This is a genomic window from Engelhardtia mirabilis, from assembly GCF_007748095.1.
In the GTDB taxonomy this organism is placed as follows: domain Bacteria; phylum Planctomycetota; class UBA1135; order UBA1135.
In genome coordinates, this window is the sequence record NZ_CP036287.1 from 5,688,786 (window position 1) to 5,714,695 (window position 25,910).

The window sequence follows — 25,910 nt, forward strand, 5'->3', positions numbered from 1 at the left end:
GGTGCCAGCGACCTCGCCTATCGGCGAGTCCGGCGCTGCGCCCGTCACCGCGGCGAGTCCCCGGGGGCGTCCTCGCCCTTGCCCACGGCCGCGCCGGACGCCTCGCCCTCATCCGCCGCGTCAGTGGGTCCGTCGTCCACGTAACCCAGACGCTCGAGGTCCGCCCGCTGCTCGTCGGTCATCTCGACCTCGACTCGATTGCGGTGGATCAGGTCCGCGTTGTCCGCCTGCCAGGAGCGCGCGATTCGGCCCAGGCGTTCGGCCACCTCGGGCAACTCGGTGCTCAGGTCGTGCTCCTCGAGCGGATCGGTCGCGCGGTCGAACAGGGCCGAGGTCCCGTCCCCATCGAGTACCAGCTTGCGTGTGCCCTCGACCACCGCCACCTGCAGACCCGGTCCGAAACCGTGTTTGCCAGTGGAGAGGCGCGGGCCCAAGTCCAGATCCTCGTCGGCGACCTCGCCGCGCAAGAGGCCCGCGAGGGAGCGTCCGACCGGCTCGTAGTTCTCCGGCAGTTCCACGCCGCACAGCTCGTGCAGGGTCGGGAACAGGTCGATGGTCGACGCCGGCACCTCGTGGGTGCGGGCCAGGATCCCCGGTCCCGCGATCAACAGCGGAATGTCGATGTTGTCGGCCGCGACGCTGATGCCGTGGCCCCAGGTGTCGTTGCGGCCCAGGGCCTCGCCGTGGTCGGCGGTCACGACCACCACCGCCCCCTGGGCCTCGGCCATGGCGATCAGCCAGTCGATCGACTTGTCCACCGCCATCAAGTTCGCGCGGTACAGGGACTGTGCCCGCGCCGCCTGCTCCGGCGGCAGGGAGCGGTAGGCGAAGGTGTCCGACACGCGCAGGGTCGGATCGAGGGAACCGTCCGCCAGGGGCCCGTCGGGGTCGATGCGCCCGACCAGCTTGGGCGGCGCGTCGTAGGGCGAGTGGGGCCGGCGCAGGTGGACGTAGGCGAACCACTTCTGCCCCTCCAGGGCGCGGATCCAGCGCGCGACGTTCTCGAGGATCGGCAGGCCCCCCTCGCGCAGCTCGGACTCGCGCCCGTTGCCGTAGTAGTGGAACTCGTCGAAGCCGCGGCCGAAGCCGTAGGTCGTCGAGGCGTAGGGCATCTGCGAGTAGCCCGCCGTGTGGAAGCCCGCGTCCGCGAAGGACTCGGCCAGCAGGGCCTGGTCGTCGCTCACGTGGTGATCGCGACTGACGACGCCGTGCTGCTCCTGCAAGCGCCCGGTCATCAGGCAAGCCGTGGAGGGCAGGGTCCAGTTGGCGTTGGAGAAGGGCCGGACGAAGCGCGCCGAGCGCTCGGCCAGGGCGTCCAGGGTCGGCGTCAGGCCGTCGGGTCCGCCGTAGGTGCCCACGTGGGCCCGGTGGGTCGCGTCGAGGATCACGACCATCACACGCTCGGCGGGCTCGGGTTCGCCGCTGCCCGAGCAGGCGGGGGCGATGGACAGGGCAACGAAGAGGACGAGGCGCAGGGCGGGGTTCACGGAGCCGATCCTAACGCCGCGGCCCCGAGCACAGACCCCAGGGGCAGCTCGGGTAGGCGTTCGTCAGGTGCCAGGCACGAAACCGCCGCCTACCCGAGCGACTCCGCGACCTCGGCTGGCAGGGCTCGCCGAATCAGGTCCGCCAGGGCCATGACCCACTCGGGGTGGGCATTCAGCGACGGCACCAGCTCGAGCCGCTCGCCCCCCGCGGCCCGGAAGTCCGCGTCCGCCCTGTCGCCGATCTCCTCCAGGGTCTCCAAACAGTCCGCCACGAACGCCGGGCAGAAGACCGCCAGGCGCTTCACCCCGGCCTTGGCCAGCTCGACGATCAGCTCGTCGGTGTAGGGCCGAATCCACGGGTCGCGGCCCAGGCGCGATTGGAAGGCGATCGGGCTGCGCGCCTCGGGCAGGTTGAGCTCCTCGCGCAGGGCCCGCGCGGTGGCGAAGCACTGGGCCCGGTAGCAACTGCGATTGGCCTCCACGATCGCGTCGCAGCAGTCGGGCCGCGCGAAGCAGTGCTTGCCGCCCGACTCGTCGGACTTGGTGCAGTGCCGTTCGGGCAGGCCGTGGAAGCTGAACAGCACCTGGTCCGGCCCGAGATCGTCGAGCACCGGCCGCCCCACCGCCGCGAAGGCGCGCACGAAGCCGGGGTCGTCGTAGAAGGGCGGCAGGACCGAGAGGAACGGCGTGTTCCACTGGTTTGCCGCGATGCGGTAGGCCTCGGCCACCGAGGAGCCCGTGGAGCTCGAGGCGTACTGGGGGTAGAGCGGCGCGAGCAGCACCCGGTCGCAGCCTTCCGCGCGCAGGGTCGCGAGGCCGGCGGCGATGGACGGTTGGCCGTAGCGCATGGCGAGCTCGACCTGCAGCTCAGGCAGGGCCTCGCGCATGCTCTCGAGCAGGGCCATGCCGAAGACCAGGAGGGGCGAGCCCTCGTCGGTCCAGACCGTCTTGTAGGCCGCCGCGCTCTTGGGCGCGCGCAGGGGTGCGATCACGCCGCGCACGAGCAGGTTCCTGGGCAGGGCGGGGATGTCGATCACCCGCTCGTCGGTCAGGAACTGCTTGAGGTACGGACGCACCGCAGAGGCCTCGGGGGCCGCGGGGGTACCGAGATTGATGAGCAGGACGCCAGTCTTCACGGTTCGGATCCTAGTGCCTGGGGGGGCGCGATCACGCGCCGTCCGACGTTCGGCGAAAGCGCGCCCAACGCTCGAGCCACTGGCGACGCTCCAAAGGCTGCTCGACGGCCTCGTCGGCGACCAATTCGAAGGCCGGTGCCAGCAGGGCCGACAGCTCCGCCGTCTCGGTGCGATGGGGAGGCCCGCCCTCGGACACGGGTTTGTCCGCGGGGAAGACCAGCACCGCCAGGGTCCCACGCGGTCGCAGGGCGCGCGCCACGAGGGCGGCCCAACGCGGGCGCTCCGTCGGCGGCAGGGCGCAGTGGAACGTGTGCTCGAGCACCAGGTCCACCGGCTCGCCCTGCCACTCGAGGGCGTTGGCCTCGACGAACTCGCCGCCCAGGGCGGCGAGGGCCGGGCCGAGCTCCGCGGCCAATCCCGGAGCAAAGTCGACAGCGGTCACCGTCCAACCCGCCCGCGCCAGGGCCAGGGCGTCGTGGCCTCGCCCGCAACCGGGCACCAGGGCGCGCCGCCCGCCCGTCGGAGCCAGCTCGCCGCTCGCGATCCGCCGCGCGATCTCCGGGTGGGGCCCGCCGCAATCCCAGGGCGTGTCGCCTGCGTCGTAGCGCTCGGCCCAGGCGGAAGGCTCTCGCAGGTCCACGCCCTCGGCGCGGCCCGGACGTTCGTCGGTTGCTTCGTCGGGTTCGGTCATGGTCGGTTGCGCCTCGGGACGCGCGGATGCGGCACCTCGCACGGCTACAATGGCCTGTCTTCGCGTCCGCGCACACCCATGACAGGAACGAATCCCACGCCGAGCCAGCGACCGGTCGGCACCTGGGAGCTCGAGGACTTCTTCCGCAGCCTGCGCGCCTGCGTGACCGACCTCGAGCGCGCCTGGGGCCAGGGCCGGCTGGACGAGGTGCTGGACGCCAACGCGACCCACGACGCTTGGCACCCGCCGATCGTGGCCGCCTACCGGCGCCTCCTGCGCCGCGAGCTGCGGCCCATCGACTACCGCACCCGGGCCATCGACGCCCTGCTCGCCCAGGCGCGGCGCGAGTTGTTCGAGACGCCCCACCGCTTCGAGGCGCGGGTGGTCGACTTCGCCAGGTCGCGGGGCAGGAAGCCCCAGCCGCAGGGGGTCCTGGAGGCCCGCGAGCACGGTCCGTCCGACGCGCCCGTGACCGCCATCGCGGTCAAGAGCCCGCGCGGCGAGGTGCTCCTGCGGATGGACCAGGTGATCAGCGTGCGCTTCTGGGGCATCGGCTTCACCTTCGACGACGCCGAGGTCTCCGACCGCGTCACCACGGCCGTGGCCCACGAAGCCGTCAACCAGCTGGCCTACGGACTGGTCGGGCTCGAGAAGGTCCAGACCCGGCTGCACGGGCGGGTCCTCGAGGGCGAGCTGCAGGTGATCCCACCCCCCGACGGGCAGAGCTTCGAGCAGCTCATGCTCGACGTGCTGAACGAGCACTATCCCTGCGCGCGGCGGGCGCCCTTGTACGAGGACTTCTTCGAGAAGACCGACCTGCGCCTGCACGTGCGCGGGCTCAAGCGGCGCCGCGGGGCCCGGGCCCAGATCACGCGCATCACCGATCCGGAGCAACACGCGGCCAAGCTCGAGCAGATCCACAACTTGGACGAGTTCGTGATCCTGTCGCCGCCCTCCCTGGCCGCCGGCCTGACCCACCCCGAACGCAGCGGCATCGACCGCGACGACCTGGCGCAGCTATGGCAACTGTTCCCGCAGCAGCCGGAAAACGAGCACGAGCTGGCGCGCGGACTGCGCGACCTGCTGCTGGCCGCCCTGGCCCAGCCGACCAGCGGTCCGCGGGGTCCCCTGGCCGCGGTACCCGAGCAGGTGCGGCGCGCGATCCAGGCCTACGCCACGGCGGAGTCGTTCCGCGCCACCGAGCGGCTGCGCTCGCGCCTGTCGCGGCAGCCGCCGGCGCCGTAGCGGGGCTTCAGGCCTTGCGCGCGGCAACCCACTGCGCGGCCTGGAACAGGGCCTCGAGCAGGTTGCGCTCGGAGGCCGTCCCCTTGCCTGCGATGTCGAAGGCGGTGCCGTGGGCCGGGCTGACGCGGATGTAGGGCAGACCGGCGAGCAGGGTCAGGCCGCGGTCGGCGCCGAGCAGCTTGACCGGGATGAAGGCCTGGTCGTGGTAGAGGGCCAGCACCCCGTCGTGCACGCCCTGGCTTGCGCGCAGGAAGACCGTGTCGGGGGACTCGGGACCGCTGACCTGCAGGCCGCGCTGGCGCGCGATGCGCACGGCGGGAACGAGCAGGTCGCCGTCCTCGGAGCCCAGGATACCGTTCTCGCCCGCGTGGGGATTGAGGCCGGCGAGGGCCAGGCGCGGCGACTCGAAGCCGAGCTGGCGCAGGGTCTCGTCGAGCAGGTCCAGGTGGTCGACGACACGTTCGGTGGTGATCTGGTCGAGGGCCGCGCGCAGGGGCAGGTGGCGGGTGAGCAGCAGCACGCGCAGCTGTCCGGCCACCGCCAGCATCTGCGTGCGCGGCGCCTTGGCCCAACGCGCCAGGAGCTCGGTCTGACCCTCGACCGCCTCGCCGGCGGCGTGCAGGGCCTCCTTGTTCACGGGGCCGGTGACGAGGGCGTCGATCAGGCCGTCCGTGGCGAGCTTGGCGCCCATGGCGAGGGCGTCGAGGGCCGCGCGTCCACAGCTCGCCTGGACGCGACCGATGTCCCAGCTCGCAGGCCCGCCGGTGTCGAACCAGCCGCTCTCGACCACCGTCGACAGGCCCAAGCGGTCGGCGGTCGCGAGCAGCGGGACGCTCGCCGGCCGCAGGGCGCCGGGACCCAGCACCAGCACGCGCACCCTGCGCCGCAGGTCAGCGCTGGCCAGCGCCTTGAGCGCGATCTCCGGTCCGATGCCGGCTGGGTCGCCAACCGTCAGTCCGATCAGGGGTCGCTCGGTGTAGCTCACGTCGAGGTGGACCATGGGGCGCCGATCCTATCCGCCCGGTCCGCCTCCGCCGACCTGTTGACCTGCGGCCCCAGTCTCTGACTCAGCGGTCCGGCCAGACGCTCTTGGATGCCACATCCCCACGGAAGCCGCCGATCGCCGTGAAGCCGCTCTCCGCCCGAGGATCGACAGAGAGGTCAGAGGTCACCTCGTCGTCGAAGACCACGGTCCCGTCGAGGGCGCCGCAGGGCAGGCGCAGGTGCGTCGCCGAGCGAATCGCCGGCGCGCCCGAGTAGGCGTCGAACAGGTAGACACGGATCTGCCGACAAGTTCGAAGTAGATCGGTCGCAGCGTCGACGAAAGACAATCTGCAAGTTGCCGACCAAGCAGACAGAATTCGTAGCAACCGCAGAAGCTACACAGACTTGACGGAACGGATCTCGAAACAAGAGAGAGAGAGAGACGCTAGCCTCGCATTCCATTGACAGGCTCGCGGGCATTGCCCTCGGTCCGATTACCGCCCCAGGCGAGCGGAACCCAAGAACAAGTGAGGCTGGAATGTCGCCCGGTGATGCTGCTCACGACGACCGAATCCCGATGTCCCTCGGCGTCAAGAGCTACAAGGCCGTTTGGGATCGCATTGCGGCCGTGCGCGAGCACGCCTTCGAGCTGGTCGACGAGAGCCAAGACGAAGAGGCCCTCGACCGGAGCGGGCGCGAGAATGCGCCGTTCATCGTGAACGGCCTGTCGATCGGCCCGAGCGATACCGTGCTCGAGGTCGGCTGCGGCGTGGCCAGGCTCGGGCGGCACGTCGCTCCCAGCGCGGGCCATTGGATCGGGGTCGACGTGTCCGGCGAGATGGTCGCCATCGCGCGGGAGCGCTGCAGCGCGCTCGACAACGTGACGATCCTGGAAGGACCGGGAGACGCGCTCCCCGACCTCGAGGACGACTCGATCGACAAGTGCTACTGCCACGCGGTCTTCATCCACATGGACAAGGAAGACTGGTTCGCCTACCTGCGCGAAGTCCGGCGTGTCCTGCGCCCTGGCGGGCTGTTCTACTTCGACGTTTGGAACCTGGCCCACGACCTGGGCTGGTTGCGATGGCAGATGGAGCGCGCCCTGTACGGTTCGAAGACGGACCGGCCGTTGCATCGCAACCAGTTCTCGGTGCCCGAGGAGTTGAAGCTCATGGTCGCTCGGGCGGGCTTCGAGCTGCGGCACCTGGCGGAGACGTTCTACCTGCAGGCCGTGTGCTCGGTCCCCGACCCCGAGCAGCGCGTGGGCACAAGCCAGCGCGAGGCGGAAGACGCCGCCATGGGCGTGCTCCGCTACACGGAGGGCGACGATCGCTTCTTCGCCTCGGTGCTGGCCAAGAGGCTGGCCGAGTACGGACAGGAGCCGGAGGTGCAGCTCCCTCCTTCCGAGCGGTAGGAGTTCTTACGGGACGTACGGTGCCGGGACCATTTGTCCCACGCCGGGGGGGGGGCAGCGTGGCGCCTTCGGCGCCGCGCTGCCCCCCCCCGGCGTGGGACAAATGGTCCCGGCACCGTACGTCCCGTAAGACCTCCTACCGCTCGGAGCCCGACCCCACGTAGTCACCCGTGGTCACGCTCGAAACCACCTCGCGCTGGTCGATCTTGGCCGCGTTCTCGTTGCCCGAGGTGCCCGTCTTGTGCCCGGGATCCACCCACGAGCGCGAGAGGCCCTCGTCCTTCGAGACCTTCTTGTAGACGCGGATGAACACGTCGAAGAGCTTCGCCTCGACCTCGCCGAACTTGTAGTTGCCCGACTGCAGGCGCCAGCGCGCGAGCTTCTCCCACAGACCGACCTTCTTGCGCACGAGCCCGCGGGCGAGGGTCTGGTAGTGGCAATAGAGCTTTCTGACCTTGGCCACCTCCGGCGGGATGCGTCCGGGCCAGGTCTCGTGCAGGTGGTATTCACCCAGGGAGCCCCAGTGCTCGAGCTCGTCGGGGGCGGTGAAGCCCAGCTCGATGGCCTGGTCCCACATCTCGGTGCCCGGGATCGGCCGGTAGGGCCAGACGGTGATCGAGGACTTGGGCGCCACGGCCTGGGCGCGTCGCGCCTGGTCCAGGGTCGCCAGCATGTTGTTCTTGTCCTCTTTCGGGTAGCCGATGATGTAGGTCACCGAGCACTCGATCCCGCGCCGCTCCATCTCGTAGGTGGCGTTGACGTTGTCGTCGCCCGAGATCGGCTTGCCGATCTGCTCCTTCATGAACTCGTCGGTCCCGGTCTCGGCGCCGATCTCCGCCAGGTGCATGCCCGAGGCGGCCATGGCGTCGAGGGTCGACGGGTCGTAGCGCAGGATCGAGTTGGTCTCGATGAAGCAGTTCCAGTTGATGTCGAGCTCGCGCTCGAGCAACTCGCTGGTGAACTCCTTCACGCGCTTCTCGAGCACGCCGAAGTTGGCGTCGTGGAAGCGCACCACGTCGTAGCCCCAGCGCTCCTTGAGGTGTTCCAGGTTGTCGACGATGCGCGCGCCGGTCATGGCCTTCCAACGGCGGTTGGTCACGAAGGGCGAGCAGCAGAACTTGCAGGGCTCCGGGCAGCCGAAGCTCGAGAAGAACGTGATGCCGACGTAGGGCTTGCGCTTGCCGAAGCGCTCCGGCGAGGGCATCCGCAGGATGTGCTTGTGGCTGTCCGGGTCCAGTTGCAGCGCCCGGTAGGGCTCGAAGTCCAGCAGGTGCCAGGCCGGGTCGAGGACTTGGTCGAAACCCACCACCGGGTGCTTCTCGTTCTTGTAGACGTCGCCGTCCTTCCAGACCGCGACGCTCTTCAGGTCGTCCCAAGCTTCGCCAGCGGCCGTGGCCTCCACGATCTCGCGGAAGGCCTGCTCGCCCTGCCCCATGACGACTCCGTCGTAGAGGCCCGTCTTGAGCAGGAGGTCCGGCCGCACGCTGGCGAACCAGCCCCCCGCCACGACCTTGATGCGCTTGTTGACCGCGCGCAGGCGTTGGACGCACTGGTAGCCGTCCTTGACCATGAACCCGAGGATGCCCGTGACCCCGAAGAGCATGGCGTCCTGGGCCGCCTCCACAGCCAGTCGGTGGGCCTCCGCCTGGGGATAGAGGGACCCGTCGATGATGACGATCTCGTAGCCCTCGCGATCGGGCCAGGCCGCGATCTGGAGCATCTCCAGCGGGATCATGTCGCCGCTGGAACGGGGCCCTATGGAGCTGTCGACCTGTTGGGGCTGGTACAGGACGATCTTGCCCTTGCGAGCATGGATCATGGGTGCGAGGGGTTCCGGACCTGAGTCCGACCGGGGGGGGAGGGGCAGAAAAGGGGGCGGCCCGTGGCAGATCGGGCCGAGGTAGGAAGGATCTTCCGGGTCGCGTGGGTGCGCGAGTGGCGTCCGGAGTCGTTCGTCACACACAAACTAACGTGACCTGCCGATTACGGCGTCGGTATGGAGTCCGAAAGAATCCCCCCGGCCTCGGTTGCATGAGAAACCGCTCGATCTGGCCCCCCCTGTCGATGCTAGGGCGGAGCACGGCATCCCGGCCGGCACCGCTCGATCCAACCGCCTGCGCGCCGTCGCGGGTCCTGCGCGGCGCCCTCCTGGCCGGCCTCTGCCTGGCGCTGGCCCTCGGCGGCCTGGCCGGCTGCAAGACGGGCCAGAAGATCGGCTGGGGCACCCCGACCGCCCCCAAGGTGCTGCGCGAAGTGCGGGGGCGCGGATTCGACTACGGGCCCCTGCCGGAGCGCGACGGTGAGGAGACCACGGCCAATTTCGAGCGGCGGCTCGAGCGGCACTACTACGCCCGCTACGAGCGACTGCTCGCGGAGCTCGATTCCGCCACTGAGCCGCAGGCCGCCGCAGCCGCCCTGGCGAGCCTCGAGCGCCATCGCGATCGGGTGCTGTACGACCTCCTGACCGAGGTCGACGACGCCTACTTCCAGTTCGAGAAACAACTGGTCGTGGGCCCCGGGGTCTCCAACCTCATCTGGGACTGGGTCGACCTGGGCCTGGACGCGACCGCCGCCGCCATGACGCCGGTCGCGACCAAGTCGATCCTGTCGACCATCGCCACCGGCGTGGAAGGTGCGCGCCTGTCGGTCGACAAGAACATCTGGCGCCAGCAGGTCTACGAGCTGATCAACCAGACCATGCGAGCGGCGCGGCAGGAGGTGCTGAACGAGATCCAAGTGCGCCTCGCAGCCGATCGTGCCTCCCCCGGCTTCGACTACCCGTTGGAGGAAGTCGTGCGCGATGTCGGCCGCTACTACTACGCGGGCTCGGTCACGACGGCCCTGGCGCGCATGGTCGAGCGGGCCGGGGACGACTACCAGCGCGAGCAGGAGATCGGCTTCGCTCTGCGCGACCCGGGGCGGGCGGACGGGCCGGTGGTCGTCGAACGGACCGAGCCCGAGCAGACCCAGACCTTGGAGAGTCTGCGCACGGTGCTGCGCCGGCTCGACTCCCTCGACGCGCGGCTCGAGCGTTGAGGGCGCGCGAACCTCAGCCCGCGGCCGGCCGCAGGGATTCGTTGAGCTGGTACAGGTGCACCAGGAGCTCCGCGATCGCCGTGAACATCTCGACCGGGATCTCGTCGCCCAGCTCGCAGGCGCCGAGCAGGGCTACGAGGTCCGCGTCCTCGCGCACCGGCACGCCGTTCTCGCGGGCCACCGCGAGGATGCGCTCGGCCACGTCGCCGGCGCCCTTGGCCACGACCTTGGGCGCCCCGGCCGAGCCCTGGGCGTAGCGCAGGGCCACCGCGCGGGCGCGCTCCTCGCCGGAGCCGAGGCGGACCTCGTCCTTCACGCCGACACGTCCAGTTGGCCGTCCACGACGGGGGCCGGAGCCGCCAGGGTCTGGGCGTCGGCGAGTACGACCTGGAGGTGGGTCGGCCGTCCGTCACGCTCGAGCGCCGCAACCAGATTCGGCAGCCCACGCTCCAAGGCCTCGAGCACCTCCGGGCGCGCCACGGACAGACGGATCCACAGGCTCTCGGGCCGCAGGGTCAGGTCCGCGCGGATGGCCCCCAGTGCGCTGAAGTCGATCCCGATGGTCAGGCGCGACGAGCCCTCGTCCTCGCGATCGCCCCCCTCGCCGTCGTCATCCCTGCGTTGGATCCAGGCCGTGGTCCAAGCCTCGCCATCGGGGATCGGGACGACCAGCAGGGGCGCCTCGCCATGCTCCGCCCGGGCGACGTTGTGCAGTTGTTGCTCCTCGATCGCGACCAGCGAGCGGCGCACCGAGTCGCGGGCCTCCCCACGCGGAAGCTCCGCCAGGACCCGCAGCAGCTCGGCCTTCAGGTCGAGGAGCTGGCTCAAGTTGGGTCCCTTGCCGGCTGCCTTGGCGACGGCGGCCTGGGCCAGGCGCGCCTCGAGCAGGACCCCGCCTCCGGCCACCCGCTCGGCCAGACCCGGTCCGTCCAGGTCGCCCATCGAGGCAAATCGCGCGAGCACGCGCTCCAGGCCTGCCGTTGCCCGAGTGGCCCCGTCGCGCCCGCCTTGGGCCCGCAGGTGCTGGACCAGGTGCGTCAGCGCCTGACCCAGGTCCGCGTGGGGCGCGCGCAGGTTCGCCAGGGCCTGGGCCCAGGCCGGCGCGTTCGAGCCGGGCCCCAAGGCCGCCAACAGGCTGGCCGGCAGCGGGATCCGGGGAGCGACCGGCGTTCCGGCCGCGCGGCCCTGCTGGCCCTTCGAGAAGAGCTGGGCCAAGACGCTCACGACGGGCCGGACCGGGGACGAACCGGAGGGCGGGGTCGGGGGCGGAGTGCCTAGGGGTGACGGCATGGGAACCGGCGGGGGCCGGTATCCCCGTCATCGGCGGGTTCCAGCGCCGCTTGAGCGTCCCCGCCGGCGACTCGTCCGCAGGCCCCCCAGCGGGACCCAGCTCAGCTCATCTGTTCCCAGAACTCGTCCGGCATGTCGCTCGAGATCTTGAGCGCGCCGATCGCGCCGCCGTAGAGGGACTCCTCGGTCCGCACGACGTTGCCCTGACCCAGGCGCTCGACCATCGCGGCCTCGATCGCAGCGTCGAGCCCGATGATCTGGCTGCCGCCGCCGGCCAAGAGCACGCGCTGCTTCAGCTTGTCCTGGAACTCGGGGTCGTAGCTCGAGATCAGCTTCGCCAGGCCGTCGACGATCGGCGGCACGATCTCGAGGCAGGCCCCGCGGATGTCCTCGGCCAGGTCGAAGCGCGTGGGCTTGCCGTCCACCGGCAACTGCACGATCGCGGGGGACGGCGGATCGAGCACCGAGGCGTGCTTCTCCTTGAGGCCCTTGATCATCTGCATCGAGAACTGGGCCTGGGGATGGCGCTTGCGGATGCGCTCGGCGAGCTTCTCGTCGACGAAGTCGCCGCCGCAGTTCAGCGTCAACTGGTCCGCCTCGTCGGGCATCGCCCCGTGCATACGACACAAGTCGATCGTGCCGGCGCCGATGTCGACCACCAGCGCGTCCTCGAGCATGTCCATGCCGTAGGCCACCGCGAAGGGCTCCGAGCACAGCATCACCGCCTCGACGGTGGAGCGCGCCGCGTCCAGCAGGGCCTCCTTGCTCTTGATCGAAGCCTCCGCCGGCACGCCGATCACGGCGTAGACCAGCTCGTCCGGCCGCGGCTTGGCGCGCCGAACGATCTCTTCGATCAGGTCCTTGGCCGCGCGCGCGTTGCCCTCGACCCCCTGACCGCCGCCGTTCTTGGCGTCGTCGCCATCGTCGAGCGAGGTCTTCAGCACACCCTTGGCCAGGGGGCGGTAGAGCTCCACCGACATGCGCTTCTCGATCGCCTTGTCCCCGAACAGGACGTCGACGCCGAGGGCCTTCCTGGAGACGACGTCCTTCGGGTAGCCGACGTAGGACGCCACGGCGTCGCGGATACCGTTGCTGCCGACGACGGCGCAGCGCGACGTCCCCAGATCAATGCCGAGGTAGAGGATGCCCTTGTGGGCGCCGCCCTCGCTCTTCTTGGTGCTCATGGATCGATTCGTAGGTGTGCCCGTGACGCGTTACGCGCCATCGTCGGCGGCCGCACGGCGCTTCTGCAGCGCCATGTTGGCCTTGAAGAGTGCGCCCATCAGCTCCTTGCGGCGATCGTCGCCCTCGCCGCCACCGGCGGCGGCTTCGAGGGCGCCGAAGACCTTGCCCATGCTCGCGACGCCCGCGTCGCCGCCGGCTCCGCGGGCCAGGGACGCGAGCTGCTCCTGCATGGCCTGAACGGCCTTCGCGAGCTTCGAGATCCGGCGATCTTGAAGATCCAGCTCCTCGGAGCGGTCCTCGCCGGGCGCTGTCTTGGCCGCGGGAGTCGCCGCCGCCGCGGGGCTCGGCTGCGGGGCCGCGGTTTGAGCGGCGGCCTGGGCCTGGGCCAACGCCGCCGCATCCAAGCCGAGTTGGCCCAGGGCGTCGCGCACGACCTCCATCAGGTCCGCGGGATCCAGGCCGGCGAGGGGGTTGGACGGCGTCGGGACTTGCACGGCGTTGGGATCGGCCGGCGGCCCATCGGCGCGCTGGCGCCGTTCGTGCTCGATCCGCTCCGGCGAGTCGCCCGCGCGCCGGTCGCCGGCCGGCCGGTCCCGGGCCGCGTCGAGCACGTCCACGTCCACCACGCGGTCGCCGCCGCCGGTCGCCGCCAGGCGCTGGCAGTCGTCGGCCGCGCGGAACAGGGAGTCGTAGGCCTCGGGCTCGCGGGTGCGTGCATGAGCCACCCCGACGCTGAGGGTTACCTGGAGCGCTCGGCTGTCGCTGGCGAAGTCGAGCTTGCGGGCGCCCTCCCGCATCCGCTCGGCCAGGCGCAGCCCGCCGACCCGATCGACGTAGGGCACGATCAGGATCAGGCGGTCGCCGGTCAGGCTCGCCACCATGTCCGCCGCCCGACTCTCGCGCCGCAGGAACTCGAGCACCGAGCGGTAGATGGCCGACTTCGAGTCCACCCCGTAGAGGTCGTGGAGCGCCTCGAGCCGATCGATCCCGACCACCAGGCAGGTGAGCGGGAAACCGTAGCGCTTGGCGCGCGCCAGCTCGGAGCGCATCAGCCGACGCATCTCGTCGGGCGAGAAAAGCCCCTTGGACTGGGCGAAGGGGAGGTCAGCGGGATCGGCCATCGGGTCGTCGTCCCGGATCGGAGCTGTCCGGGTCGGGAGAGGATAGTCGGCGGCGGGGCCCGAAGTCCTCAATTCCGACCCCGTGACCGACCCATGACCCGACTTGGAAGGAGGCGGGGATCGCTCAATGGCCCCCGCCCGTGGTCAGCACGCGGGCCACGGCCGCCTTCCAGCCCGCCATCCGCGACGCGCGCTCGGGAGCGCTGAGAGCCGGTTCGAAGCGATCGAACGGCAGGGTCGGGAGGGAGCTGGCGTCGGGCCAGACCCCGGCTCCCAGCCCCGCGAGCAGAGCCGCGCCGCGGGCCGTGGCCTCGACCTCGCTCGGGCGCAAGACCGCGATTCCGGCCAGGTCGGCCTGCATCTGCATCAGGAGGTCGTTGGCGCTGGCGCCGCCGTCGACGCGAACCTCGTTGATGGGCGCGGCGGTCTCGGCCCGCAGCAACTCGATCAGCTCCGCGTTCTGGAAGGCGATGGCCTCGAGCCCGGCGCGCACCACGTGGGCGGTGGTCGTGCCGCGCGTCATCCCGAGCACGGCCGCGCGAGCGTCGGGGTCCCAATAGGGCGCGCCGAGCCCGGTGAAGGCGGGGACCAAGGTCACGCCGCCGGTATCGGGGACGCTTGCCGCCACGACCTCGGACGAGGCCGCGTCCGGCAGGGCGCCGAGCTGGTCGCGCAACCACTGCACGATCGCCCCGCCCATGAACACCGAGCCCTCGAGGGCATAGGTCGCCTTGCCGTCGGCCCCCACCGCGAGGGTCGTCAACAGGCCGCTCTCACTGTCGCGACGCTCTGCTCCAGTGTTGAGCAACAGGAAGCTGTCCGTCCCGAAGGTCGTCTTGAAGTCGCCCGCTGCCAATCCGCCCTGACCAACCAACGCCGCCTGTTGATCGCCAGCCACGCCGCGGATCGGGATCTCACGGTCGAAGAGGAAGCGCGACGTGACGCCGAAGTCTCCCACCGAGGGGCGCACCTCGGGTAGCCAGTCGACCTCGAGCCCGAACAGGGCGCACAGCTCGGGATCCCACTGCTTTCGATCGATGTCGAACAGCATCGTGCGCGAGGCGTTGGTCGGGTCGGTGGCGACCACGTCCTGCTCGGTCAGGTGCTGCACGATCAGCGCGTCGACGGTGGCGAAGACGACTCCGCCTCCCTCGCAGCGCTCGCGCAGGTGCGGTGTGTTGGCGAGCAGCCACTCGATCTTGGTGGCGCTGAAGTAGGGGTCCAGGAGCAGCCCCGTGCGCCCTCGCACCAAGCCCAGCGCGTCGGTGGCGCGCAGCTCGCGGCAGCGGGCTGCCGTGCGTCGGTCCTGCCACACGATCCCCGGCAACAGCGCCTCGCCCGCGCCCGGATCCAGGGCGAAGACGGTCTCGCGCTGGTTGGTGACGCCTATCGCCCGCACGTCCGCCGCTTCGGGGTGGGCCAGCACCTCCCTGAGGGTCTCGTCGACCGCCGCCAGAATCTCGCCCGCATCGTGCTCCACCCAGCCGGGCTGGGGAAAGGATTGGGGAAACTCCCGGTAGGCGCGGGCCAGGGGTCGAAGCTGCGTGTCGAAGAGCAGGCAGGTGACGCCGGTGGTTCCGGCGTCGATCGCGATCAGGGTCGGTTGGGCCATGGCCCCGGGAGGTTACCGAGACCGTCCCCCTGACGGCAGCGGGCCCCGCGCCGATCCTGGGATCGGCGCGGGGCCCGCTGGGCTTGGAGACTCGCCGGGGAGCTCTCGCCGCCGGCTCGCTCCTCGGGACCTACAGGTCGACGAGGCTGAAGTCGACCGTGCCGCCGCCGCCCGAGATCAGCGCCTTGCTGAGCCCCGAGGTCGGTGAGTAGAGGTACAGCTTCGCCGGGGTGTCGACCACGGTGCTGAGGAAGCCGTGGGTGTTGACCGGCACCGAGAGGGCCTCGACGGCGGTGTTGACGCCGTACTGGCTGATCACCGCGCCGTTCCAGAGGATCGTCGCCAGGGCGTCGATGTTCTCGGCGCCGTACTGGATGGCGATCTCCGGTTGGGCCTTCTGCAGCTCGGTGCGCAGCAGCGAGACGTCGACGTCGCCGTAGATACGCACACGCGTCATGCCCGGATCCGTCGGGGGCAGCGAGAGCAGCGCATAGCCCTGCCCGGCCGCGGAGGCGAAGAGGTCGTGCAGCTTCTTGTCCGGCACAAGGATCTCCAGGTGCATGTCGAACTGCTGGCTCTCGTCGAGCTCGGCCGGGAGCTTGACCAGGGTCGCCTCGTCATCCACCCAGAAACCCGGCAGGGAGCCGATCGCTTCGCTCAGCAGTTGGATGCCGCCGTTGCCGGCACCATCATCGCCGCCGATGCCGTCGCCGCCGATACCGGAAGCCGAGCCCCCGCTACCGAGTGCCGTGGTACCCAAGCCGGCCGCGAGGGCCGCAATGAGGGTCGCGCCCGCGAGGCGCTGAAGTCGAGTCGTGTGGCGGTGGGTCTTCATCTTTGGAGCCTCCGCGGATCAGTGGGTCTCGTCAGCGACTTCGCCGACCGGTTGGAAGAGTTCGGGGCAGCGCGCAACCAGCTCGTCGGTGAAACCGGGCTGGGAGTCGATCACGCGTTGCAGCTCCTTCGAGCGAGCGAAGAAGCCGACCAGTTCCCCGACGCGGTCGGGGTAGCGATCGAGCATGCCGCGGAAGGCCTCGATGGCCCGATCCGCGCGGCGCAGGTGCGCATGGCACAGGCCGATGTTGAAGCGCACGAAGAAGAAGCGCGAGTCGAGGTCCGCCAGGCCCGAAATCCCGATCCAGCGGAACCAGAGCAGGGCGTCGCGGTACTCGCCTTCGTCAGTGTGGAGCTTGCCGAGCTGCACCGCCGCGTGACCGCGGCTGCCGGGATCGATGGCTGTCTCGAAGACCTCGCGGAAGCGCTTGGCCGCCTTGAGCACCTTCTTTTCGTGCAGATCGATGAAGGCCAGGTAGAGCAGGGCGTGCTCGAAGTCCGGCTCGATCGCCAGGGCCTCGTCGAGCAGGCGACGGCCCTTCTCGAGGGGCTCCTCGATGCTCTCCAGGGCACCGTTGAGCAGACGCCGCTTGTCGCGCCAGTCGAAGCCGCCCAGCGGACCGCCGGAGCGGTGGGCGACGCCGTCGACGAACCCACGCCCGTGGACTCGCGTGGGCTCGACGGAGACGGCGCGCTCGAACACGCGCGTGCGATATCCGGGGTCGATCGCGGCCAGGGTGTAGGCCTTGCCGAGCTGGTAGAAGATCGACACGAGCCGGTGCACGAGCTGACGGGTCTCGAGGTCCCGGGGCAGCTCACCGCCGACCAGCGCCGCGTAGTTGAGGGCCAGTCGTTCGGGATCGTGCAGCGCACGGTTCAGTTCGACCTGGGCCCGGATGCCGTCGAAGAACTCGCGGCACTCGGGGCAGGTCTCGAGCTGCGCGACCGCACGGGCGGCGACGACCTCGTCGAGCTCGCCGTCGGCCAGCATCGAGAGCTGGAGCTGCAGGTCGGCGCAGGGATCTTCGCCGTCGCTGGCCCAGGATTCAGGGGTACTGCGGATGGGCTTCATCGAAAACGATCAGGTAGCGCGCGTGGGCGTGCGCGGACTGGTGGACTTGTCGGAGGACGTCGAGGCCTCGGTGCGGGGCTGCCGGGCGGCGCGCAGGTCGGGAGGGAGCCCGTCGAAGACGCGTCGCATGGCGCGATAGATCTTTCGACGCGCGCGGAAGATGACCATCTTCAGGTTCTCGAGCTTGATCTCGAGCTCCGCGGCGGCGTCGCGGTAACTGGCCCCCTCGACCTCGACCATGTGCAGCGCGCGCTGCTCGCGATCGGAGAGCTGTTTGTAGAACTCGAGGTAGAGGTGCAGGTAGACCAGATAGACCTTCTGGCACTCCCCCTCGGCTTCCCGTTCGATGGCACCCACGAGCGGCCCATGGCCAACCTGTTCGGGGTGCTCGGAGAGGTCCTCGAAAGGGACCTCGGCGCGGCCGCTGCGGCCCAACGATCGCAGGTGTTTGAGCACCGTGTTGCGAACGATAGTCGCGGTCCAGACGCGGAATGCGTCCTCGCGCGTGGCGTCGAATCGACGTGGGTAGCGGTAGATGTTGAAGAACACTTCCTGCAACAGGTCGTTGGGGTCGGCGCGGCTCTGATACCGCCGCAACCGCTGGGCGACCTGCCCGAGCAGGTGGGTCCGGTTGAGTTCGTAAAGCAAGCCGAAACAACTGCGCCCCTGGGTCAGGCGGAACAGCTCCATCAACCTGGTCGACACCGCGTCACGCACGTTCTCCGGTGTGCGCGCGTGGTCGTCGACAATCACGAGCAACGGACCAATGCTCTCCGCGTCCATCTCCCCCACGAGTTCCTCGACGCGGACGCGCAGGGTCGAACGCTCGGTGGCGTCCGGCGTCTGCGCGGTGCGTCGCTCGGGGTGGATTCCCTGGCTCAAGCGGAGTCTCCTGGGGAGCCCGCGCGGGGGTCGATCTTCCGGGGGAATGCGCCTCTGAGTGAGGCGTCTCGGAACGGTCGGTCTTGCGCGGCGACTAGGGATCGGGGTGATCCCCTTGGGGAACAGTCAAAGGAGTCAGGCCCACGGGGGCCTCGTCGAAGTCTAGCCCAACATTCCCTTCATCGCGCCGTGGCGCAACGGCCACCGCCGCAAGGGGTTCCCTGAAAGTCGTGGATCGCCGGGGTGCGACCGCGCTCACAGGTGGGCACGAACAGATGAGCGGCCCCGCACACTGCACCCGAACGCCGGGCCTGCAAGGGACCGAAGGACGAGCCATCGGCGGGAACAGGCCGCGAGGGCGCCTGCGATCAGGCAAGGACTTGCGTCCGCTCTGGAAGGATCGGCGGAATGGCCCGGTAACTCGCGCGGAGGCCCGGCCTAGGGCCGCGACATCGGTGACGGCGGAGCGCTGTCACTGCGCTCTCCGGGCTCGACGGATCGGCGGGCGGGGACGAATTCAGCCCCCACGCCCCGCCGCGCCGAGGGCGGCGATTCCGTGCGCGCCGCGGGGCTCGGGCGTCGAGCCAGATTGCTCGTCTGCGGCGACTGAGGGCCGCACCCCGGGACGTCAGCCCGAGCTCGGTGACCCGGTTGCCGGATCAGGCCTGCGGATCAGGCCTGCGGATCAGGCCTGCGGCTCGGACTCGCGGATCAGGGCCGCTCGAAGTGCCCCTCGGGCCAGGTCGGATTGATTTCCGCCCCGCTCAGCTCCCAGCGCACAAGGGGTCGCTTGTCGCGGTCGCTGAAGGTGATCTGGGTCGGCACTTGGGGGCCGTCCAGGGCCACGTACCCGCCGAAGCTGATCGTGGCCATCCGCCGCAAGGACTTCTCGTCGAACACGTCGGCGCGGTCCACCAGCCCCGTCTTGGGATTCACGTAGAGCAGGTAGATCGACGGAACGCTGCGGCTGGGGGGAAAAGTCACCCGCGCGGTGAGGTAGTCGACATCGTCGCGACGCTTGCGGCCACTGGGCTCGGAGACGACTTGACCGTTGACCATGCCCCAGACCAGATCGAGCACGACGAACATCTCGGCCGCCATGCCCTGGGCTTCGAGCCCGAGCTCGGCACTGGAGCGGGCCTCGCCGTCGATCCAGACCGAGGCCCCACCGCCGCTGGCCAAGCGCACCAGGTCCGACTCGCCAGCCCGTTGCTCGAGGCGCACCAGTCGACCGCCGTCGCCGGCGTACTGGATCGAGAAGCGCACGGGTTCGGCGGACACCGGAGCAGGCTCCGGATCGGCCTCGGTCGGCGCGGGCATGGTCACCTGGGTCAGCTCGAAGCGCACGCCCTTCAGGGCCTCGACCCGCTCCTGACCTCCGTGGGCCTGCAGGAGCAGGGTCACCAGGGGCGAGCGCTGGAGGGCCGCGGACGCGGCCGGCGCCGTCGTCGTCGGAGTCTCCCCCTGGAGCGAGACCGGGTCGGCGGCGAGCAGGGACGCGATGAGCAGGGGAAGCAGCATGTCTCGGGGCGGTTCGGGGGATCTGGGGGCGGATCGCGCGAGCAGCTTAGCGCGACCACGCCCGCGTAGACCCTACGGCCGCCGACGCCCGGTGTTGTCAGCAGCCCACGCGAGACGGATGATCCGCGGGTGAATCGCGCCGCGGAGGCCCTCGAACTGTGCTTCGAGCTGGGTTTCGACCTGGCCGGCGTGGCCCCCCTGCGCCCGCCCAGGGCAGCCGGTCACTTCGCCGCCTGGCTCGAGGCCGGCCACAACGCGGACATGGACTGGCTCGAGCGCAACGCCGAGCGCATCGCGGACCCGCGCCGGGTCCTGCCCGCCGGGCGCAGCATCCTGGCCGTCGGCTTGGGTCACGGGCGGGGCGCCGTGGGCCTGGAAGGTGGGGGCCGGGTGGCGCGCTACGCCGCTGGCCGCGACTACCACAACCTCGTCGGCAAGCGCCTCCGCAAGCTGGCCCGGACCCTGAAGGAGCGGGGCCTCGTCGGCCACGCCCGCTCGATCGTCGACGCCGGACCGCTCTTGGAGCGCTCCCACGCCGCCGAGGCCGGCCTGGGCTTCGAATCCAAGGCCGCCAACCTCCTGCACCGCGACCTCGGGCCCTGGTTCTTCCTGGGGGAGCTGCTCCTGGAAGAGGAGCTCGAGCCGACGACCGCGCCCGCCCTGGGCTCCTGCGGCACCTGCACTGCCTGCATCGATGCCTGCCCCACCGCGGCGATCCTCGAGCCGGGGGTGGTCGACGCCCGCCGCTGCATCAGCTACCAGACGATCGAGAACCGCGGCGCGGTGCCGGCCGAGCTGCGCCCGCAGATGGGGTCGTGGGTCTTCGGCTGCGACGTGTGCTCGGAGATCTGCCCCTGGGGTCACCGGGCGCCGGACCGCTCGGCCCTGTTCGGCACCCACCGGGAAGTCGAGGGCGGCTCGGTGATCGAGTGGCTGCGGATCCCCGAGGGGGCTTTCGCCGAACGCTTCGAGGGCTCGCCCCTGCGGCGACCGGGGCGAGAGGGCCTGGCCCGCAACGCCGCCACCGTCCTGGGCAATGCTCCGAGCGACGCCGGGCGCGAGGCCCTCACCGCGGCCCTGGAGCACGACTCTTCTCTAGTGCGTGAGGCAGCGGGCTGGAGCCTGGCCCGGGCCCACGGCGACGAGGCCGGGGTGGCCGCCCGCCTGGAGGCTGCGGCGCGGCGAGAGACCGATCCGGACGCCGCCAGGGGCCTCGGGCGCTGGGCCGGGGGCGAGGCCGGCCGGCCCGACGAGCGCTAAGTTCCTTCCCAGGAACAAGTTGCCGAGCTGCGCCCGGGCTTCACAGGCCATTGTCCATTCCCTTGGACGGGATTGTCGGCTGTCCATCTGAATCGACAACGCTCTCAGCTCGTCCGATCCTTTGGACAACGACCGATGCAAGTCTTTCGGCGACAGACACTTCGGGTTCCTGTGGGCCCGGACCGCTCGAGGCGCGGGAGTCGCTCCCACGCGCCCCGGACCGCTCCACCCCCCTTGGAACGCACCCCCAACGTCCAATCCGCCGAACATCGCCGCCCTGCCCAACGACGGTCGAACCTGCCCCTACTGAGTGCAACAAGTCCATTCCTGTCAATGACTTCGGGCCAAGCCAAGCAGCCGGGGGCGCGCTTGGCCACGGCCTTGCAACTCCGTCTCCCGTCAACGCGGGTAAGCAACGGAGGAGATGAGCGCCATGGATCAAACGGACTTCTACAACGACCTCAAGTGGTGTGACGACTGCGGCCAGTACATGCGCTACCTGATGAGCATGGAACACAGCTACTGCGTCACCTGCGGCAGCAAGGTGCGCCTCTTCAACGAGCAGGACTGGGAGGTCTTCAACGAGACCATCAAGGCCGGACGCCCCAAGGGTGGCCGCCCCCGCAAGGACCGCTCGGCCGAGTCCGCTTGATCGACGCCACGGCTACCCGCTAGCCTTCTGAGCACAGCTTCCGCGGCACCTCTGGCCCGCGAAAGTCCCTCTGGATTGGAGGCCCTTCGGGGCCAACCCGGACCTGCCCCTGCGACCGACCGGCACATCGGTCGCAGCCGCCGGCAGCCCGGGCGACCTCGGGGTCGTCGCGCGAGCGGCGACCCCGAGTCGCATTCGGGGGCACCGGTCGGCCGCGGGGAGTGGTCGCGCCGCCCGAGGCAGGTCGGGCGCGAGCCCCTGTCGGCTACCGCAGTCCGCGGGCGGCACGCCCGAGCCGCGTTCGCGCGCCGACGAGTTGGGCGCACTGGCCACGAATCCTCGCGACCGAACCGGGCTAGGATCTGCCCCGCCGGTCCGCCCCGCGCGCTCGACGATGCCCCCCCCCCGACACTCCAGTCCCGCGGAACTGTGGGAGTCTGCGCTCGGGAAGCTGCGCCGGTTCGTTTCGCCGCAAGCGGCGCAGCTGCTGGCGATCCGCGACGGGCGCGCGCCCCGGGCGCCCCTGGCCCGCGCCGCCGACCAACGCGACGGCGAGAGCTGGCTGCAGCTACCCGAGGGCTTGCCCCTCGAGCGCCTGGACGAGTTCGTCGACCGCGACCCGTGGCCGCTCCCGCACCCCGACGACCGCGAGGGCTACCACGGCGAACGGCACTTCGACTACTGGCTGAGCGGCCTGACCGACTGGTGGTCGATCGGTCGGACCCTCGCCCGCCACGGCGCGGACCTCGCACCGGGGGCCGCGGTGCTCGACCTGGGCTGCGCGTCGGGGCGCGTGCTGCGCCACTTCCTGGCCCAGGGCGACCGACTCGACCTCTTCGGCGCCGACATCAACCATCGCCACGTGGAGTGGGTCCGCCGGCACCTCGCCTCGGCTTCCTGCAAGCCCCTTCCGACGACGATCCTGCCGACCCTGCCGCTGCCCGACCACGCCCTCGACCTGGTCTACGCCTTCTCGGTGCTGACCCACATCGACGAGTTCGAGTTGGGCTGGCTGGCGGAGCTGCGCCGCGTGCTCGCGCCCGGTGGCATTGCCTACCTCACGATTCACAGCGAGCACACCTGGTCGGCCCTGAACCCCGATTGGGCCCTGTGGCACGGGCTGATCGGCCACTGCCGCGACGAAGACGATCGGCCGGTGACCGCCCGGACGTTCGAGGAGCCGATGGGCCGCGAGCGTGCGGTGTTCCGCTGGAAGCGTTCGGGCAACTACATCTGCAACGTCTTCCACCGCTCCGACTACATCCAGGGCACCTGGGGCCGCTTCTTCGACGTGTTGGAGATCGTCGAGGAGGGTGCCGACTACCAGGACGTCGTCGTGTTGCGCCGACCTCGCCGCTGAACTGGCGTCAGAGCCTTCAGCGGTCAGAGCCTTCAGCAGTCAGAGCCTTCAGCGGTCAGAGCATTCAGCGGTCAGAGCCTTCAGCAGTCAGAGCCTTCAGCAGTCAGAGCCTTCAGCAGTCAGAGCCTTCAGCAGTCAGAGCCTTCAGCGGTCGGCGCCGCCCATGCGGCGGTACAGCTCGCCCGCCTCGATCTGGCGCTTGCGATCGCGCCGCATGGCGTAGTAGGTCTCGAGGCGGCGCCAGGTGTCGACCTCGTCGGCGCAGTCGGTGGCCAGGGCCTCGGCGGCCACGTCCGCGGCCGCGTGGTCGCCGATCTCCTGCAGGCAGTCCAGGGCGAAGATGTAGACGTCCACCTGCCGGATGTCGTTCGGTCGGTTGTGGACCATGCGGTCCAAGCCCTCGCGTACGCCGGCGCGGTCGCCGGACTGGCGGCACAGCTCCACCAGCTCCACCGCCAAGGCGTAGCTGTCCGGCTGGAACATCAACATCGATCGCACGCGGCGAGTGCCCTGGGCCAGGGAGTCGAGCTCGCGCCAGCGTTCTTCCGTGGCCTCGGCCTGCTCGTCGAGCCCCAGGTCGTAGAGCACGTTGGTCAGGATGTACCAGGGCCGCGGCTCGTGGGGCGCGAGGGCGCGGGCGGCCTCGGCGGCGGTGCGCGCCAGATCCACCTCACCGCGGTCGAAGCGCACCTGGGCGATCCAAGCCTGGGCCTCCCAGTTGCTCGGATCCAGCTCCAGGACCCGATCGAACAGCTCGAGGGCGCGGTCCTCCTCGCCCAGACGCAGGTTTGCCAGGGCCAGGCCGCGCACCGCTTCGGAGCTGGGCTCGGGCTGGGCGGCGAGCACCGCGTCGTAGTGGTCCCGAGCGCGCTCGTACTCGCCCAAGCTGTAGTAGGCGTGGCCCAGGGCCTGGGTGCGCCAGACTTGGCTCGGTGAGACCTCGAGCAGGCGCTCGTAGGCCACGACCGCGTCGCCGTAGCGCCGCAGGCGGAAGTAGGTCGTGCCCAGGATCACCAGTGCCGGCGGCAGGTCCGGCTGGGCTTCGAGCAGCACGTAGAGGCCCTCGAGGGTCGCCGGAAAGTCGGAGGCGCGGTAGGCCAGCTCGATCTCGCCCAGGGCGCGCACCGTCTCCTCTCCCAGGTGCTCGGCGATGGCCTGGTCCGAACCCAGCTCGAACAGACCGGCCCAGGGCTCGCCGCTCGCGCGCGGCAACTCGTCGGGCGTGCGCTTGAGGATCTCGGGGTGCTGCTCGAAGCCGATCCCGACGCCGTCGTCACTGTCCTCCTGGGCCTCGCCGCTCGGCGCGGCGGCCGCGACCACCGCGGCCACGGCCAGACTCCTGATCCACGCGACACTCATCGGGAGCCCTCCGCCTCGGCTTCCTCGGCCGGCTCCTCGATCACCAACACGCGATCGAGGGCCACGTCCTCGAGCACGGTGACTTCGCCCGACGGCCAGGTCACGCGCAGCTCGCCGCAAACCTCCGTTGCGCCGAAGCCGAAGTGCGCCTCGGCCGGCACCGCGGCCTGAAAGCCCCCGGCGGTGCGGATCTCGGCCCGTTGCTTCGTCTCGCCCGCGGTCGCCTCGACCGTCGCGCCCAGGGCCTGGGTGTTACCGCCCTGCCCGCGGAGCTGAACGCGCAGCCAGTGCCCGGCCGCGCCGCGGTTCTCGAACAGGCGCACCGGCCCGTCCATCTCGATCCCGACGATATCCAGATCGCCGTCGCCGTCGAAGTCCGCCGCCGCGCCCGAGCGCATCACCGTCGGACCGCCGTCGTGGAGGACCTCCAGACTGAACGAATCGCCACCCTCGTTGACGTAGAGGTGGTCCTCCTGGGCGTAGGCGCTGTCGGTGCCGGCTTGGTCCGCCTGGGGGTAGACGTGGCCGTTGAGCACGAACAGGTCCAGATCCGCGTCGTTGTCGGCGTCGAAGAAGGCCGTGCCCCAACCCAGCCAACGGCGGCTCGGCCCACCGAGCTTCATCGGCGCCGAACGCTCCACGTAGCGCAGCTGCCCCCCCGCCCGCTTGGACGGGCTCGACAGATACAGGGAGTTGCTCTCGCCCGAGAAGTTGGTCACGAACAGGTCCGCGAAGCCGTCGGCGTTGACGTCGCCCACGGCGATGCCCATGCCCGCCTGCTCCTTGCCGCCGCTGTCGAAGGCCACCTGGCGCCGGGCGCCGACCTCGGAGAAGGTCCCGTCACCGGCGTTCTCCCACAGGTGGTTGGGCGTGGAGTCGTTGGTCACGTAGAGGTCCGTGTCCCCGTCGGCGTCGTAGTCGAGGGTCGTCACGCCCAAGCCGAAGCCCGCGTTCAGGGGCCGGAAGCCGGAGGCCACGGACACGTCGGCGAAGGTCCCGTCGCCGGCTCCGCGGTAGAGCTTGTCGTGCATCGGATTCAGCCCCTCGGGCCCGCACATGACCGGATAGCCCTTCCAGCGACAGGCGCCGCTCTCGCGGCTCGCAATCTCGCCCGAGGTGATGTCATCGAGGGTCGAGCGCAGGTAGTTGATCACCACCAGGTCCAGGGCGCCGTCGCGATCGACGTCGGTGAAGGCCGCGCTGGTGCCCCAGGCACGCCCGCGCAGACCGGACTTCTCCGTCGTCTCCGTAAACCCGGCCCCGCCGTCGTTCAGGAACAGGCGGTCGGGCCCCCACTCCGTGATCATCAGGTCCAGGTCCCCATCGCCGTCCACGTCGCCGGCGGCGCCGCCCATGCCCCAGATCGCGCCAGCCATGGCCCAGTCGCCGCCGGGCTCGCTGAAGCCACCGGCGCCGTCGCCGAGGAACAGCCGCGGGGGCAGCCCCGGCTCGCCCTTCTTCGCCCGCTCGATGGTCGAGCCGTCCACCACCACCAGGTCGTGCCGCCCGTCCGCGTCGAAGTCGCCGAGCACGAGGCCTCCGCCGTTGACCTCGAGGATGTAGTTCTTCTCCACGGCGCCGCTGGTCGTCCCGATCGTCCGCGCGCCCTCGGCGGAGGCGATCGTGAGTGGCTTGGAGACGAAGCGCGGCGCGGGCGCGGCTTCGGATTCGCCGTCCTGGGGACAGGCGGCGAGGAGAGCGATCAGAAGGATGGAGTGCATCGGTGGGTCTCGTACGGGCCAGGAACTGTACCGATGGCGGAGAGTCGA

At 70.5% G+C, this 25,910-nt stretch carries 23 protein-coding genes; 6 read left to right on the plus strand and 17 right to left on the minus strand.

The genetic code is table 11. The features are described 5' to 3' along the window. Positions 1–44 precede the first annotated feature (44 nt). From Pla133_RS20915 to Pla133_RS20925, 3 genes are all read right to left on the minus strand, one after another. A complete protein-coding gene (locus Pla133_RS20915; protein WP_145068877.1) occupies positions 45–1,487 on the minus strand; it encodes a sulfatase family protein in 1,443 nt (480 codons plus the stop codon). Positions 1,488–1,576: 89 nt separating this feature from the next. Beyond that, positions 1,577–2,623 carry a ferrochelatase gene (hemH, locus tag Pla133_RS20920; RefSeq protein ID WP_145068879.1) on the minus strand — a complete coding sequence of 349 codons (1,047 nt, stop codon included), beginning with the start codon at positions 2,621–2,623 and terminating at the stop codon, positions 1,577–1,579. A gap of 31 nt (positions 2,624–2,654) precedes the next feature. Further along, a complete protein-coding gene (locus Pla133_RS20925) occupies positions 2,655–3,314 on the minus strand; it encodes a methyltransferase domain-containing protein (RefSeq protein WP_145068881.1) in 660 nt (219 codons plus the stop codon). Between the two features lie 78 nt (positions 3,315–3,392). Here Pla133_RS20925 and Pla133_RS20930 point away from each other — a divergent pair, with 78 nt between their 5' ends. Beyond that, a complete protein-coding gene (locus Pla133_RS20930) occupies positions 3,393–4,559 on the plus strand; it encodes a hypothetical protein (protein WP_145068883.1) in 1,167 nt (388 codons plus the stop codon). Positions 4,560–4,566: 7 nt separating this feature from the next. Here the strand turns inward: Pla133_RS20930 and pdxA are convergent, their stop codons facing one another. Then, the gene (gene pdxA / locus Pla133_RS20935) at positions 4,567–5,559 is read right to left on the minus strand and encodes a 4-hydroxythreonine-4-phosphate dehydrogenase PdxA (RefSeq protein ID WP_145068886.1); all 993 of its coding nucleotides are present in this window, start codon (positions 5,557–5,559) and stop codon (positions 4,567–4,569) included. 67 nt (positions 5,560–5,626) lie between these two features. Further along, positions 5,627–5,890: a hypothetical protein gene (locus Pla133_RS20940; RefSeq protein ID WP_145068888.1), complete on the minus strand. Its 264-nt coding sequence runs from the start codon at positions 5,888–5,890 to the stop codon at positions 5,627–5,629. 230 nt (positions 5,891–6,120) lie between these two features. Between Pla133_RS20940 and Pla133_RS20945 the strand changes: the two genes are divergently transcribed. Continuing rightward, complete coding sequence (locus Pla133_RS20945; RefSeq protein WP_419191801.1) at positions 6,121–6,957, plus strand: class I SAM-dependent methyltransferase; 837 nt, start codon at positions 6,121–6,123, stop codon at positions 6,955–6,957. Positions 6,958–7,093: 136 nt separating this feature from the next. Here the strand turns inward: Pla133_RS20945 and Pla133_RS20950 are convergent, their stop codons facing one another. Further along, complete coding sequence (locus Pla133_RS20950) at positions 7,094–8,776, minus strand: B12-binding domain-containing radical SAM protein (RefSeq protein WP_145068894.1); 1,683 nt, start codon at positions 8,774–8,776, stop codon at positions 7,094–7,096. A gap of 212 nt (positions 8,777–8,988) precedes the next feature. Here Pla133_RS20950 and Pla133_RS20955 point away from each other — a divergent pair, with 212 nt between their 5' ends. Further along, complete coding sequence (locus tag Pla133_RS20955) at positions 8,989–9,993, plus strand: hypothetical protein (RefSeq protein WP_145068896.1); 1,005 nt, start codon at positions 8,989–8,991, stop codon at positions 9,991–9,993. Positions 9,994–10,006: 13 nt separating this feature from the next. Here the strand turns inward: Pla133_RS20955 and Pla133_RS20960 are convergent, their stop codons facing one another. The 9 genes from Pla133_RS20960 to Pla133_RS21000 all read right to left on the minus strand — a co-directional run bounded on the left by Pla133_RS20960 (position 10,007) and on the right by Pla133_RS21000 (position 19,510). Further along, complete coding sequence (locus tag Pla133_RS20960; protein ID WP_145068898.1) at positions 10,007–10,309, minus strand: EscU/YscU/HrcU family type III secretion system export apparatus switch protein; 303 nt, start codon at positions 10,307–10,309, stop codon at positions 10,007–10,009. Then, a complete protein-coding gene (fliK, locus tag Pla133_RS20965; RefSeq protein WP_419191802.1) occupies positions 10,306–11,217 on the minus strand; it encodes a flagellar hook-length control protein FliK in 912 nt (303 codons plus the stop codon). The genes Pla133_RS20960 and fliK overlap by 4 nt, the downstream gene beginning before the upstream one ends. A 167-nt stretch (positions 11,218–11,384) precedes the next feature. Further along, entirely contained in the window at positions 11,385–12,467 is a 1,083-nt protein-coding gene (mamK, locus tag Pla133_RS20970; RefSeq protein ID WP_145068902.1) for a MamK family actin-like protein, read from the minus strand. 30 nt (positions 12,468–12,497) lie between these two features. After that, a complete protein-coding gene (locus tag Pla133_RS20975) occupies positions 12,498–13,589 on the minus strand; it encodes a GGDEF domain-containing protein (protein ID WP_145068904.1) in 1,092 nt (363 codons plus the stop codon). A 124-nt stretch (positions 13,590–13,713) separates the two neighbouring features. Next, positions 13,714–15,201, minus strand: coding sequence for an FGGY family carbohydrate kinase (locus Pla133_RS20980; RefSeq protein ID WP_145168490.1), 1,488 nt, complete (start codon positions 15,199–15,201; stop codon positions 13,714–13,716). A 130-nt stretch (positions 15,202–15,331) separates the two neighbouring features. Next, on the minus strand, positions 15,332–16,036 hold the full coding sequence (locus Pla133_RS20985) for a hypothetical protein (RefSeq protein WP_145068908.1): 705 nt from the start codon (positions 16,034–16,036) through the stop codon (positions 15,332–15,334). An 18-nt stretch (positions 16,037–16,054) separates the two neighbouring features. Further along, the gene (locus tag Pla133_RS20990) at positions 16,055–17,107 is read right to left on the minus strand and encodes a zf-HC2 domain-containing protein (protein ID WP_145068910.1); all 1,053 of its coding nucleotides are present in this window, start codon (positions 17,105–17,107) and stop codon (positions 16,055–16,057) included. 9 nt (positions 17,108–17,116) lie between these two features. Next, positions 17,117–17,989 (minus strand): RNA polymerase sigma factor, encoded by an 873-nt coding sequence (locus Pla133_RS20995; RefSeq protein ID WP_145068912.1) that lies wholly within the window; start codon positions 17,987–17,989, stop codon positions 17,117–17,119. 711 nt (positions 17,990–18,700) lie between these two features. Next, on the minus strand, positions 18,701–19,510 hold the full coding sequence (locus tag Pla133_RS21000; RefSeq protein WP_145068914.1) for a hypothetical protein: 810 nt from the start codon (positions 19,508–19,510) through the stop codon (positions 18,701–18,703). Positions 19,511–19,639: 129 nt separating this feature from the next. Here Pla133_RS21000 and queG point away from each other — a divergent pair, with 129 nt between their 5' ends. The 3 genes from queG (at position 19,640) to Pla133_RS21015 (ending at position 22,782) form a co-directional block, all read left to right on the plus strand. Next, complete coding sequence (queG, locus tag Pla133_RS21005) at positions 19,640–20,770, plus strand: tRNA epoxyqueuosine(34) reductase QueG (RefSeq protein ID WP_145068916.1); 1,131 nt, start codon at positions 19,640–19,642, stop codon at positions 20,768–20,770. A 433-nt stretch (positions 20,771–21,203) separates the two neighbouring features. Further along, positions 21,204–21,422: a hypothetical protein gene (locus Pla133_RS21010; RefSeq protein WP_145068918.1), complete on the plus strand. Its 219-nt coding sequence runs from the start codon at positions 21,204–21,206 to the stop codon at positions 21,420–21,422. Between the two features lie 394 nt (positions 21,423–21,816). Continuing rightward, positions 21,817–22,782 (plus strand): class I SAM-dependent methyltransferase, encoded by a 966-nt coding sequence (locus tag Pla133_RS21015; RefSeq protein ID WP_145068920.1) that lies wholly within the window; start codon positions 21,817–21,819, stop codon positions 22,780–22,782. A 144-nt stretch (positions 22,783–22,926) separates the two neighbouring features. Here Pla133_RS21015 and Pla133_RS21020 read toward each other — a convergent pair whose 3' ends face one another. Next, positions 22,927–24,141: a tetratricopeptide repeat protein gene (locus Pla133_RS21020; RefSeq protein ID WP_145068922.1), complete on the minus strand. Its 1,215-nt coding sequence runs from the start codon at positions 24,139–24,141 to the stop codon at positions 22,927–22,929. Next, positions 24,138–25,862: a CRTAC1 family protein gene (locus Pla133_RS21025; RefSeq protein WP_145068924.1), complete on the minus strand. Its 1,725-nt coding sequence runs from the start codon at positions 25,860–25,862 to the stop codon at positions 24,138–24,140. The genes Pla133_RS21020 and Pla133_RS21025 overlap by 4 nt, the downstream gene beginning before the upstream one ends. Positions 25,863–25,910 lie beyond the last annotated feature (48 nt).